The organism is Pseudomonas sp. ENNP23 (genome assembly GCF_001728945.1).
In the GTDB taxonomy this organism is placed as follows: domain Bacteria; phylum Pseudomonadota; class Gammaproteobacteria; order Pseudomonadales; family Pseudomonadaceae; genus Metapseudomonas; species Metapseudomonas otitidis.
The window spans coordinates 22,469-35,086 of sequence record NZ_LYSP01000053.1 but is presented as its reverse complement, the minus strand read 5'-3'; the positions used below and the strand labels follow the sequence as shown (position 1 = coordinate 35,086).

The window sequence follows — 12,618 nt, the reverse complement described above, 5'->3', positions numbered from 1 at the left end:
TCAATCGCCAGAAAAGTAACCAAAAGCGCTTGCCCCTGCATGCGGCCCGACTACGTCGGGTCCCCTTGCTTCATCATCGTTTCAGGGGCACGCCGCGAAGGGCCATCCCTGGCCCATCGCGGCTCTCGCGACATCCATGTCGCTCAACCCCTGAAACGACGATTGCGCTCGGCCTCCTGAAAGGGGCGTTTAGTGGCTGCCCCAACTTCCTCGCCGGAATCTTCATCGATGTGCGCATCACGCTCGAGGCTAAACGGCTTTCGTAGGGCGGCGTAGAGCGAAGCGAAACCCACGCGGCAGGTATTACAGGGCGTCATAAATTCCCGGAAGGCACCGTGCTTGAGCCTTCGTATCACGTTCACAACAGCTAGCGCATACAGAACCCATGAGTTCGCCCCTGCCAGAACGGCGTCCTGGCATCAGTCTTCCGTGTGTTTCTCCCCGGCCGGTTTCCAGGTCTTCAGCAGCAGGGCGTTGCTCACCACGCTGACGCTGGAGAGGGCCATCGCGGCGCCGGCGACCACCGGGTTGAGCATACCGGCGGCGGCGAGCGGGATGCCCACCAGGTTGTAGATGAAGGCCCAGAACAGGTTCTGGCGGATCTTGCCGTAGGTGCGCCGGGCGATGTCGAGGGCGGCGGGGACCAGGCGCGGGTCGCTGCGCATCAGGGTGATGCCGGCGGCGTGCATGGCCACGTCGGTGCCGCCGCCCATGGCGATGCCCACATCGGCGGCGGCCAGGGCGGGGGCGTCGTTGATGCCGTCGCCGACCATCGCCACCACCGCGCCGCCGGCCTTGAGTCGGGCCACTTCGGCGGCCTTGTCGGCGGGCAGCACTTCGGCGTGCACATCGTCGATGCCCAGCGCTTCGGCCACCACCCGGGCGCTGCCGCGGTTGTCGCCGGTGATCAGGTGGCTGGCGATGTGGCGTCCGCGCAGGGCCTGCACGGCGTCGCGGGCGCCCTCCTTGAGGCTGTCACCGAAGGCGAACAGGCCGAGCACCTGCGCACGGGGTTGCAGTGCCAGCAGCCAGGACAGGGTGCGGCCCTCGGCTTCCCAGGCCTGTGCGGAGGCCAGCAGGGCGCCGCCGTCGAGGCCCTGCTCGTCCAGCAGGCGGCGGTTGCCCAGGGCCAGCAGACGGCCCTCGACCCGGCCCTGGATGCCGCGCCCGGTGAGGGACTGGCTGTCGCTGACTTCAGGGACCGTCAGGCTGCGTTCGTCGCAGGCCTCCAGCACCGCCTTGGCCAGGGGGTGTTCGCTGCCGCGCTGCAGGGCGCCGGCCCAGGCCAGCAGGTGCGCTTCGTCGCCATCGGCGGCGGCCAGGTTAGTGATACGCGGGGTGCCGGAGGTGAGGGTGCCGGTCTTGTCGAAGGCCACGGCGGTGACCGCGTGGGCCACCTCCAGGGCTTCGGCGTCCTTGATGAGGATGCCGTGGCGGGCCGCGACGCCGGTGCCGGCCATGATCGCCGTGGGCGTGGCCAGGCCAAGGGCACAGGGGCAGGCGATCACCAGCACGGCGACGGCGTTGATCAGCGCCGTCTCCAGCGCCGCGCCGGCCAGCAGCCAGCCGCCGAGGGTGGCCAGGGCGATCAGCAGCACTGCCGGGACGAACACCTGGCTGACCCGGTCTACCAGCTTCTGGATCGGTGCCTTGGCCGCCTGGGCGTCTTCCACCAGGCGGATGATCCGCGCCAGCACCGTCTCGCCGCCCAGGGCGGTGGTGCGCACCCGCAGGCGCCCCTCGCCGTTGATGGCGCCGCCGGTGACGCGGTCGCCCGGGGCCTTGGGCACCGGCAGGCTCTCGCCGCTGATCAGCGCCTCGTCGGCGTGGCTCTGGCCCTCCAGCACCTCGCCGTCTACCGGGAAGCGCTCGCCGGGTTTCACCAGCACCTCGTCGCCCAGTTGGAGTTCGGCGATGGCCACGTCCTCCTCGCGGCCGTCGCGCAGGCGGATGGCGCGCTCGGGGCGCAGGGCTTCCAGGGCGCGGATGGCGGCGCTGGTCTGGCGCTTTGCACGGCTCTCCAGGTACTTGCCCAGCAGCACCAGGGCGATGACCACGGCAGAGGCTTCGAAGTACAGGTGCGGCACGTGGCCGGGGTGGGCAGTGGCCCACTGGTAGAGGCTCAGGCCATAGCCGGCGCTGGTGCCGATGGCCACCAGCAGGTCCATGTTGCCGGCGCCGGCGCGCACGGCCTTCCAGGCGGCGCGGTAGAAGCGCGCACCGAGGATGAACTGCACCGGCGTGGCCAGGGCGAACTGCACCCAGGCCGGCAGCATCCAGTGCAGGCCGAAGGGTTCCACCAGCATCGGCAGCACCAGCGGGGCCGCCAGCAGCAGGGCCAGCGCCAGGGCCAGGCGCTCCCGTTGCAGCGCCTGGCGGGCGCGGGCCTCGCTGTCATCGGCGTGCTCGGCCTGGTGCAGCCGCGCCTGGTAGCCGGCGCGGGTCACGGCCTGGATCAGCGCCTGCTCGTCCACCCCCTCCAGCCGCTGCACGCTGGCCCGCTCGCTGGCCAGGTTGACGCTCACCTCCAGCACCCCCGGCACCTTGGCCAGGGCGCGCTCCACACGGCCGGCGCAACTGGCGCAGGTCATGCCGCCGATCTCCAGCTCCAGGCGCCCCTGGGGCACCTCGTAGCCGGCCCGCAGCACCGCCTCGCGCAGGGCGGGCAGGGCATCGGCGGGGGCCTGGACCCTGGCCTGCTCGCGGGCCAGGTTGACGCTGGCGGACGCCACGCCAGGCACCTTGGCCAACGCGCGCTCCACGCGGCCGGCGCAGCTGGCGCAGGTCATTCCAGTGATGGGCAGGTCGAACGATACGGTCATGGCTGATCCTCCTCGTGGGGCACAGGATCAACCTTGACCCCGTGGCAAGGTCAAGAGGGGAGAGGGCTGCTGAGGAAAAGCCGGTGGGTTTTCGATGGCGGTGTTCCAGTGCGCTGTTTCAACGCCAAGCTGGTTATCGAGTTCTGCGGATGTTTCTTGTTTCGCCCTCCCGGGCGAGCCCCTTTTGGCAGTCGCCCCAAAAGGAGCCAAAAGGGCTTGCCCCTGCATACGGGTCCCGCGTTGCGGGACTCCCCTCACTCCATCATCGTTCCAGGGGCCCACTCGACGGGCCATCCATGGCCCGGCAGCGCTCTCGCGACATCCATGTCGCTCAACCCCCTACACGATGACTCCGCTCGGCCTCCTGAAGGGGCGGCTTTTTCCCCGCCTCACCTTTCTCGACCAGGCATGAATCCAGAGTGCGCTCGAAAATTGCTCATCGAGCGAGAGCAGGCTGCAGGTCTGGTTCTAGAACGGCGGAACAGAACGTCGTTGAGTGCCCTTTCCAAAGACGTGTCAGGGCAACGGCACCGACGGAATCAGATACAACCCACGGTCGTTCATGCCCAGTTCATAGCGGCTGACCATCCCGGCCTGCAGGGTGATGGTCTGCGGCTCCTGCACGCCCATACCGGCACGGCAGGGAGCGGCGTCGAGCAGGCCGAGGCGCACCGAGACCCGGCCCGGAGGCAGGTTCAGCTCCACCGACTGGCCCTGCACCAGACGCGCAATGAGACGGTCCTGAACGAAGAGGGCCACATCGCAGCCGGTGGCCAACTGCATCCGCTCGCGGGAGACCACGAGCATGCCGTAGTTGAGCGGCGCTTCCGCGCGGGCCAGGCCGGGCAGGGCGAGCAGGGCCGCGAGCAGCAGGGTGAGGGCTTTCATGACAGGGCTCCGGAGGGGCAGTGGAGCAAGTGTAGGTGCGCGGGGCTTGACCTTGCCACGGTGGCAAGGCGGACACTGCGGGCCGTTCATCCAGCCATCACGAGGAGTCGATCATGCAAGTGTTCAAGGTCCAGGGCATGTCCTGTGGTCATTGCGTACGCGCCGTCACCGAGGCGGTGCAGGCCCGCGACGCGGCGGCGGAGGTCCAGGTGGACCTGGGCGCCGGTGAAGTGCGGGTGGCCAGCCGCCTGGCGGCCGAGCAGGTACTGGAAGCCATCCGCGAGGAGGGCTACCCGGCCGAGCTGGCCTAGCTCCCTGCGCCCCCTCTCTGTAAGACCATCACGCCCGGCGACGCGGCCGGGCTTCGAACCCGGTGGAGGACGACAGCCGTTCCTTACTGGGTTCGACGTCCACTGCCTTCCGCCCCATTCCTTCTCTCTTTACCGTCCTGACCGGATGCAATGCGCGGATGTCGGACCAGAAGAGTTCTTCCGGGAACATTTCCGAGCCGTTGTACTGGAAGGTGAGGAAGTGCGGGGCGTCGTAGACGCCCTCCAGCGCCATCACCACGCCGACGATATGCACGCAGGTGAAGGTGGGCTCCGGGACGTCGGGCCAGTCCAGCTCTATCCAGGCCGTGCGGCCAATCAATGCGCAGGCGGCGTCGAAGGTGAAGTCGGCCATGCTCAATCTCCTATCAAGCAGTTATCCACAGCACAGGGCAGGCCTTCGGCCAGGCAGGCATGGCCCTTCCAGTTCCAAGAGGGTTGCTTCAGTATTCGGAGTTTTAGCTAGAGCCTGTCGGGGCAATATTAACTCCAGGGGCAAAGATTACTCCGATTTGGCTTGGGAGTAAATAGTGCCCCGTTTGCGTTTGGATATATGGACGAAATCAAAGGTAGAGCGCTGTACCTGATCCATTTGGCCGGGCCGAAGAAGCTCAGCCAGTTGGGCGAGACCAACCACGAACGCTGGAAGAACATCAGCAAGGGGGCCATCCGTATGGGCACGGAGGAACTGGCCGTGCTGGTGCGCCTGTATCCGCACTACGCGTTCTGGCTGATCAGCGGCGAAACGGCGCCCGAAGTCGGGCAGACGAGCCCGCTGGAGGCATCCTCCCCCCAGCCGTGACGGCGCTAGGACGCGCTGCGCAGCACCTCATCCCAGTCACGGATCAGCCCGCGGAACACCGCGTCCAGCAGCGGCGCGGTGTCCTGCTGCGGGTCGAACAGGGAGATGTCGCGCGTCCAGTCGGTGAACAGGCCGAGGATCTGCGCATGCAGCCCGCGCGAGGCCAGGCGCGGGGTGAGCCCCGGGTGCAGGCGCTCGACGCAGCCGGGCTGGGCGAACAGCGCCTCGCACAGGTCGATGAACTGGTTGACGAAGGCGTTGTGGCGGTCCTCCGCCTCGCGCAGTTCCTCGGTGAACTCGCAACGGTGCAGGAGGATGGTGAAGATGCGCTTGCGCTGGGCGTCCACCGCCAGTGAGGTGATCGCCTCGATGGACAGGTTGCGCAGCGACAGCAGCGCGTCGCGGCCGCTGTAGCCGCAGAGGCGTTCGGTCATCTGCTCTGGGGGCAGGCGCACCTGGTTGAGCATTTCGTGGAACAGGTGGGCCTTGTTCTGGAAGTGCCAGTAGACGGCGCCCCGGGTCACGCCCGCAGCCCGGGCGATCTGTTCCAGGGAGGTATGGGCCACGCCGTTCTCGAGGAATAGCAGCTCGGCGGCGGCCAGGATGTCGGCGCGGGTTTTCTCCGCTTCTTCTTTGGTTCTGCGCATAGCAGTCAGGTGAATAGTGTCTAGGCTTCTTCTCGGGAGTCGGATTCTAGCGACATTGCTGCCGTTCGGCGCTTCGGCTTCCCCTCTTTTCGTCCCCCAATCGAAATGCCATTCCACCCGCCCTGGCAGGAATGGCCGTGGAGAATCGCCATGCCGCTTGCTCGCCGCCCGCCCTTGCGCCACGTCCTGCCGGTCGTCGCCTGCCTGCTGTCCGGTCCCCTGGCCGCAGCGGACGCCCCTGCCGGAGGGGGCGCACCGGCGCCCGAGGTGCTGGTGGAAACGGTGCGCGAGGGCCCCTTGCCGCTGGTGCTGGAGTACGCCGGGCGTACCGCTGGCTACCGCGAGGTGGAGGTGCGCGCGCAGGTCAGCGGCATCCTCCAGGAGCGCACCTACCAGGAGGGCGCGCGGGTGCAGAAGGGCCAGGTGCTGTTCCGCATCGACCCGCGTACGTACCAGGCCGCCCTGGGCAGCGCCAAGGGCGCGCTGGCCCAGGAGCAGGCGCGCTACCGGCAGACCGAGCGCGACCTCAAGCGCGTTCGCGAACTGCAGAAGAAGGGCTTCGCCAGCGAGAGCGAGCTGGACAACGCCATTTCCAACTTCGAGCAGAGCAAGGCCAACGTGCAGGCCGCCGAGGCCAACGTCCAGGCCAAGCAGATCGACCTCGACTACACCACGGTGAAGGCGCCCATCAGCGGCATCACCAGCAAGGAGACCCGCTCCGAGGGCAGCCTGGTGGTGGCCGGCGACCCCAACTCCAGCCTGCTGACCCAGCTCACCCAACTGGACCCGCTGTACGTCAACTTCGGCTACCCCGACACCGAGGCCGAGCGCCTGCGCGAGGGCGTGCAGAGCGGCCGCCTGACGCTGCCAGCCGACGGCAAGCTGACCGCCGTGCTGAAGTTCGGCGACGGCTCCACCTACCCGCTGGAGGGCCGGGTGGACTTCACCGACAGCTTCGTCAACACCGGCACCGGCACCGTCAGCGCCCGCGCGGTGGTGCCCAACCCCGAGCAGAAGCTGCTGCCGGGCCAGTTCGTGCGGGTACTGATCAAGGGCATCACCCGCCCCGGCACCATCACCGTGCCGGAGCGCGCGCTGTCCCAGGGGCCGCGCGGCACCTTCGTGTTCGTGGTGGACCAGGACGGCGTGGCGCGCATGCGCGAGGTGAAGACCGGCGACACCGCCGAGGGCCGCTGGGTGATCCTCTCCGGCGTCTCAACCGGCGACCGGGTGATCGTCGAGGGCCTGCCCCGGGTGCGCCCGGACGCGCCGGTGAAGGCGGTGGAAGCCCCCGCCGACGGCACCCCGCCGAAGCAGTCCTGAGGAGGGCGCGCCGTGATCTCGCGATTCTTCATCGACCGGCCGGTATTCGCCACGGTCATCTCCATCGTCATCATGCTCGGCGGCCTGGCCGCCATGCGCGCGCTGCCGGTCGCGCAGTACCCGGAGATCCTCCCGCCGCAGGTCTCGGTGACCGCCAGTTACCCCGGCGCCAGCTCCCAGGTGATCGCCGAGACGGTGGCGGCACCCCTGGAGCAGGGCATCAACGGCGTGCAGGGGATGATCTACCAGTTGTCCAACTCCGACAGCAACGGCGCCATGAGCCTGACCGTTTACTTCCAGGTGGGCACCGACCCGGACCAGGCCACCATCGACGTCAACAACAAGGTCCAGGCCGCCCTGGCCAAGCTGCCCGAGGAGGTGCGCCGGCAGGGGGTGAAGGTGGAGAAGAAGTCCTCCGACATCCTCCAGGTGGTGACGCTGTTCTCCCCGGACAATTCCCGCGACCCGATCTACATCAGCAACTACGCGCTGATCAACGTGATCGACGAGCTCAAGCGCATTCCCGGCGTGGGCGATGCCAGCCAGTTCGGCTCGAAGAACTACTCCATGCGCATCTGGCTGCGGCCGGACAAGCTGGCCCAGTACGACCTGACGCCCACCGACGTGGTCAAGGCCATCCAGGAGCAGAACTCCCAGTTCGCCGCCGGCAGCTTCGGCAAGCAGCCGCTCAACCAGCCCCAGGACTTCACCTACACCGTCACCACTCAGGGCCGCTTCACTGACCCGAAGGAGTTCGAGAGCGTCATCCTGCGCACCGACGCCACCGGCGCCAGCCTGCTGCTCAAGGACGTGGCGCGGGTCGAGCTGGGGGCCCAGGACTACTCGCTGATGACCTCGCTGAACGGCCAGCAGAACGCCGCCTTCGGCATCTACCTGCAGCCCGGTGCCAACGCCCTGGACACCGCCGAGGCGGTGCGCCAGACCATGGACCAGTTGGCCAAGCGCTTTCCCCAGGGCATCGACTACAAGATCCCCTACGACACCACCAAGTTCGTCGAGGTCTCCATCGAGGAGGTGATCCATACCTTCATCGAGGCCCTGGTGCTGGTGATGCTGGTGGTCTACCTGTTCCTGCAGAACTGGCGCGCCACGCTGATCCCGGTGCTGGCCATCCCGGTGTCGCTGATCGGCACCTTCGCCGGCATGTACATGCTGGGGTTCTCCATCAACCTGCTGACCCTGTTCGGCATGGTGTTGGCCATCGGCATCGTGGTGGACGACGCCATCGTGGTGCTGGAGAACGTCGAGCGGGTGATGCGCACCGAGAAGCTCGGCCCGCGCGAGGCGGCGATCAAGGCCATGGAGGAGGTGACCGGCCCCATCGTCGCCATCGTGCTGGTGCTCTGCGCGGTGTTCGTCCCGGTGGGCTTCCTCGGTGGCCTGGCGGGGCAGATGTACAAGCAGTTCGCGATCACCATCGCGGTGTCGGTGGTGATCTCCGGCATCGTCGCGCTGACCCTCTCGCCGGCGCTCTGTGCCCTGCTGCTCAAGCCCACCCACGAGGAGCCGGCGGCGCCGTTCCGCTGGTTCAACCGGGCCTTCGACCGCGCCACCGACGGCTACACCGCCGGGGTGCGTTTCTTCCTCAAGCGCAGTGCCATCGGCCTGCTGCTGTTCGGCGGGATGATCGCGCTGATGGTGGTGCTGTTCGGCCGGGTGCCCGGTTCCCTGGTGCCCGACGAGGACCAGGGCTACGTGATCAACGCCTACTTCCTGCCGCCAGCGGCTTCCCTGACCCGTACCGAGGAAGTGACCAGCGCCGTCACCGAGCAGCTGATGAAGCACCCTGCGGTGCAGGACGTGGTCACCTTCGCCGGCTTCGACGTGCTCACCTTCGGCACCCGCAGCAACGCCGGGGTGTCGTTCATCCCGCTGAAGGACTGGAAGGAGCGCACCACCGAGGAGCTGGACGCGCGCAATCTGCCGCGCACCTTCATGGCCATGGGCGCCGGGCAGAAGGACGGCGTGGTGATGACCTTCAACCCGCCGCCGATCACCGGCATGAGCACCACCGGCGGCTTCGAGGCCTACCTCCAGGACCGCTCCGGCGGCTCCATCGCGCAGTTGCAGGCGACCGTCGGCAAGTTCATCGCCGCCGCCGCCAAGCGCCCCGAGCTGGCCGGCGTCAGCACCACCTTCAACGCCAACGTGCCGCAGTACTTCCTCGACCTGGACCGCACCAAGGCCCGTGCCCTGGGGGTGGCGGTGAACGATGTGTTCACCGCCATGCAGTCCACCTTCGGCAGCTACTACGTCAACGACTTCACCCTCTATGGGCGCACCTGGCAGGTGAGCCTGCAGGCCGAGGCGGACTTCCGCCGCAAGCCGGAGGACCTCAGCCAGGTGTACGTGCGCTCCGCCTCCGGCGAGCTGGTGCCGCTGTCGTCCCTGGTGCGGGTGCAGCGCATCCTCGGGCCGGACTCCTACGCGCGCTTCAACGTCTACCCGGCAGCCAAGATCCTCGGCGGCCCGGCGCCGGGCTACAGCTCCGGGCAGGCGCTGGCGGCCATGCAGGCGGTGGCGGACGAGGTGCTGGGTGAGGACTACAGCCTGGGCTGGGTCGGCTCGGCCTACCAGGAACTGGCCACCCAGGGCTCGGGGGGCACCGCCTTCCTGTTCGGGCTGATCATCGTGTTCCTCATCCTCGCCGCCCAGTACGAGCGCTGGACGCTGCCCATCGCGGTGGTCACCGCCGTGCCCTTCGCGGTGTTCGGCGCCATCCTCGCGGTGTGGCTGCGCGGGCTGTCCAACGACGTGTACTTCCAGGTGGGGCTGGTGACGCTGATCGGCCTGGCGGCGAAGAACGCCATCCTCATCATCGAGTTCGCCGTGCTCTGCCGGCAGCAGGGCATGGGCATCTTCGAGTCGTCTCTGGAGGCGGCGCGCCTGCGCTTCCGGCCCATCGTGATGACCTCCCTGGCCTTCATCCTCGGCTGCGTGCCCCTGGCGATCAGCAGTGGCGCGGGCTCGGCGAGCCGACATTCCATCGGCACCGGGGTGATTGGCGGTATGCTAGCGGCCACGTTGCTGGCAACCTTCCTCATCCCGATGTTCTACCTGCTGGTGGAATCCGCTGCCGACAAGCTCGCCCAGCGGCGCGGGAAGAAGGCCCCGCCGGCCGACCCGGTGCACTGACCGGGTCGTCCACAAGTCGCGCGCCGCCCTCCGGGGCGGCGCCTCGTTCAGGTGATCCATGAATTTCCGCATCCTGCTGATCCTGGGGGCGCTGAGTGCTTTCGGCCCCATGGCGATCGATTTCTACCTGCCCAGCTTCCCGGCCCTGGCCAAGGCGTTCGCGACCGACGTCGAGCACGTCCAACTGAGCCTGGCGGCGTACTTCGTCGGCCTGGCCATCGGCCAGTTGCTCTACGGCCCCATCGCCGACCGCTTCGGCCGGCGCCCGCCGCTGCTGGCGGGGGTGACGCTGTTCACCCTGGCCTCGGTGGCCTGCGCCCTGGCGCCGAGCCTGGAGTGGTTGATCACCGCGCGCTTCATCCAGGCCCTGGGTGGCTGTGCGGGGATGGTGGTATCGCGGGCGGTGGTGCGCGACCTGTGCGACCCGGTGTCCTCGGCCAAGGTGTTCTCCCAACTGATGCTGGTGATGGGGCTGGCACCGATCCTCGCGCCCCTGGGCGGCGGGCTGCTGCTGGAGAGTTTCGGCTGGCCGTCGATCTTCTACGGGCTGACCCTGTTCAGCGCGCTGGTGCTGGCCGGGGTCTGTGCCTGGCTGCCGGAAACCCTCACCCACGGTGACGAGCGCCCGCCGCTGCGTGGTGCCCTGGGGCAGTACCGGCGCCTGCTGGGGGATGGGGTGTTCATCGGCTACGCGCTGTCCGGCGGGCTGGCCATGGCCGGCATGTTCGCTTACATCGCCGGCTCGCCCTTCGTCTTCATCCAGCTCTACGGCGTGCCGGCCGAGCACTACGGCTGGCTGTTCGGCAGCAACGCACTGGGCTTCGTCCTCATGGCCCAGGTCAACGCCTGGCTGATGCGCTTCCACGGCCCGGCCTACTGGTTGCGGCGGATGGTCTGGGTGCTGCTGGGCTTCGCCGTGGCGATGCTGGTGGTGGCCCACGCCCACACCGAAGCGCTGTGGCCGCTGCTGGTACCGCTGTTCTGCGCCACCGCCTGCCTGGGCTGCATCATCCCCAACGCCTCGGCCTCGGCCATGGCCGGCCAGGGACGCCACGCCGGCAGCGCTTCGGCGCTGATGGGCAGCCTGCAGTTCAGCGTCGCCGCCGGTGCCGCGGCCCTGGTGGGCGTGTTGCACGACGGCACGGCCGTGCCCATGGCGACCGTCATCGCGCTCTGTGCAACGGGGGCGGTGAGCGCGTCCACCTTCACCTGGTGGCGGACGCGCGGGCAGCCTTCAGTGCTGGGCTAGCCGCCTGGGCGGGTCAGCCGACGGCTCGTTGGGGCTGTTGGGGCAGGATGTGGGGGGCTTTGAGACGGGCCTCCAGCACGGCGACGAAGCGTTGCGCCTCGGCCTCGGTGCGGAAGCTGACGGCGTGCTGATCGATGCACACCTGCCAACTGGGGCCCTGGGCGGTCCGGGTCGGACGGACGAGCACTTTCATGGTGGTCACCTCCCTGGTTCGAAAAATTCGCGTTTCCAGTGTAGTGCGCGGAGATGGACCGGAAATGACATCGGTCAATGGCCCGACTGGCGGTCGGGCCATTGACTGTCCAGGTGACCGGCGGGCGCCCCGTTGGCAGGTTGCCCGGAGTGACCTCAGAAGCCTTCGAGCACGATCTTGCCCTTGGCCTTGCCGCTCTCCAGCAGGGCGTGGGCGCGCTTGAGGTTGGCCGCCTCGATGCGGCCGTAGTGCTCGCCGAAGGTGGTCTTCAGCACGCCCCGGTCGATCAGCTCGCTGACGCGGTTCAGCAGCCTGTGCTGCTCGATCATGTCGGCGGTCTCGAACATCGAGCGGGTGTACATGAACTCCCAGTGCAGCGAGATGCTCTTGCGCTTGAGCTTGAGCACGTCGAGGCCCGCCGGGTCGTCGATCAGCGCCAGCTTGCCCTGGGGCGCCAGGGCTTCCACCAGTTGCTCCAGGTGCTGGTCGGTCTGGGTGAGGCTGGCGACGTGGGTGACGCTGTCGAGGCCGATGCGCTTGAGCTCGGCCGCCAGCGGCTGGCTGTGGTCGATGACGTGGTGGGCGCCCAGCTCGCGGACCCAGGCCTGGGTTTCCGGGCGGGAGGCGGTGCCGATCACCGTCAGGCCGGTGAGCTGGCGGGCCAGTTGCACGAGGATGGAACCGACGCCGCCGGCCGCGCCGACCACCAGCAGGCTCTGGCCCAGGTCAGCCTTCCCCTCGGCGATACCGAGGCGCTCGAACAGCAGCTCCCAGGCGGTGATGGCGGTCAGCGGCAGGGCGGCGGACTTGGCGAAGTCCAGGCTCTGCGGGCGCTTGCCGACAATGCGCTCGTCCACCAGGTGCAGCTCGGCGTTGCCGCCGGGGCGGGTCAGGGCGCCGGCGTAGAACACCTCGTCACCGGGCTGGAACAGGCTGACGTCCTGGCCCACCGCCTTCACCACGCCGGAAACGTCCCAGCCCAGTACACGGGGCTGGCCGTTCTCGGGGGCGGCGTTGCGGCGGATCTTGGTGTCCACCGGGTTCACCGAAATGGCGCGGACCTCCACCAGCAGGTCGCGCGGGCCCGGCGTCGGCTCGGGCAGGTCGATGTCCTGCAGGGCGTCGGGGTGGTCGATGGGCAGGTTCTGGAAATAGGCGACGGCTTTCATGGCAAGGCTCCGGATGAGGATGGGCGCTAGGTTGGGCTAT

11 protein-coding genes are annotated in these 12,618 nt (G+C 68.3%); 5 read left to right on the top strand and 6 right to left on the bottom strand.

Annotated features, from left to right (window positions below):
• Positions 1-419: 419 nt before the first annotated feature.
• Both A9G05_RS23280 and A9G05_RS23275 read right to left on the bottom strand, forming a co-directional pair.
• Positions 420-2,822, bottom strand: a complete 2,403-nt coding sequence (locus tag A9G05_RS23280; protein ID WP_069563213.1) for a heavy metal translocating P-type ATPase — start codon at positions 2,820-2,822, stop codon at positions 420-422.
• A gap of 516 nt (positions 2,823-3,338) precedes the next feature.
• The gene (locus tag A9G05_RS23275) at positions 3,339-3,710 is read right to left on the bottom strand and encodes a hypothetical protein (protein WP_069563212.1); all 372 of its coding nucleotides are present in this window, start codon (positions 3,708-3,710) and stop codon (positions 3,339-3,341) included.
• Positions 3,711-3,823: 113 nt separating this feature from the next.
• On the opposite strand from A9G05_RS23275, the gene A9G05_RS23270 reads away from it, so the two are divergent.
• Positions 3,824-4,021, top strand: coding sequence for a heavy-metal-associated domain-containing protein (locus tag A9G05_RS23270; RefSeq protein ID WP_069563211.1), 198 nt, complete (start codon positions 3,824-3,826; stop codon positions 4,019-4,021).
• Between the two features lie 28 nt (positions 4,022-4,049).
• Here A9G05_RS23270 and A9G05_RS23265 read toward each other — a convergent pair whose 3' ends face one another.
• Positions 4,050-4,394, bottom strand: coding sequence for a hypothetical protein (locus A9G05_RS23265; RefSeq protein WP_069563210.1), 345 nt, complete (start codon positions 4,392-4,394; stop codon positions 4,050-4,052).
• A gap of 198 nt (positions 4,395-4,592) precedes the next feature.
• On the opposite strand from A9G05_RS23265, the gene A9G05_RS23260 reads away from it, so the two are divergent.
• Positions 4,593-4,841 (top strand): DNA-binding protein, encoded by a 249-nt coding sequence (locus tag A9G05_RS23260; RefSeq protein WP_069563209.1) that lies wholly within the window; start codon positions 4,593-4,595, stop codon positions 4,839-4,841.
• 5 nt (positions 4,842-4,846) lie between these two features.
• Here the strand turns inward: A9G05_RS23260 and A9G05_RS23255 are convergent, their stop codons facing one another.
• Positions 4,847-5,488, bottom strand: a complete 642-nt coding sequence (locus A9G05_RS23255) for a TetR family transcriptional regulator (protein ID WP_069563208.1) — start codon at positions 5,486-5,488, stop codon at positions 4,847-4,849.
• A 150-nt stretch (positions 5,489-5,638) separates the two neighbouring features.
• Here A9G05_RS23255 and A9G05_RS23250 point away from each other — a divergent pair, with 150 nt between their 5' ends.
• The 3 genes from A9G05_RS23250 to A9G05_RS23240 are packed head-to-tail and all read left to right on the top strand — an operon-like array spanning position 5,639 to position 11,216.
• Entirely contained in the window at positions 5,639-6,811 is a 1,173-nt protein-coding gene (locus tag A9G05_RS23250) for an efflux RND transporter periplasmic adaptor subunit (protein ID WP_069563207.1), read from the top strand.
• Positions 6,812-6,823: 12 nt separating this feature from the next.
• Complete coding sequence (locus A9G05_RS23245; RefSeq protein WP_069563206.1) at positions 6,824-9,967, top strand: efflux RND transporter permease subunit; 3,144 nt, start codon at positions 6,824-6,826, stop codon at positions 9,965-9,967.
• Positions 9,968-10,025: 58 nt separating this feature from the next.
• Positions 10,026-11,216, top strand: coding sequence for a multidrug effflux MFS transporter (locus A9G05_RS23240; protein WP_069563205.1), 1,191 nt, complete (start codon positions 10,026-10,028; stop codon positions 11,214-11,216).
• A gap of 13 nt (positions 11,217-11,229) precedes the next feature.
• On the opposite strand, the gene A9G05_RS23235 is transcribed toward A9G05_RS23240, so the two are convergent.
• Together A9G05_RS23235 and A9G05_RS23230 are read right to left on the bottom strand one after the other, a co-directional pair.
• Positions 11,230-11,409 carry a hypothetical protein gene (locus A9G05_RS23235; protein ID WP_069563204.1) on the bottom strand — a complete coding sequence of 60 codons (180 nt, stop codon included), beginning with the start codon at positions 11,407-11,409 and terminating at the stop codon, positions 11,230-11,232.
• Positions 11,410-11,564: 155 nt separating this feature from the next.
• On the bottom strand, positions 11,565-12,578 hold the full coding sequence (locus tag A9G05_RS23230; RefSeq protein ID WP_069563203.1) for a zinc-binding alcohol dehydrogenase family protein: 1,014 nt from the start codon (positions 12,576-12,578) through the stop codon (positions 11,565-11,567).
• Between the last annotated feature and the right edge of the window lie 40 nt (positions 12,579-12,618).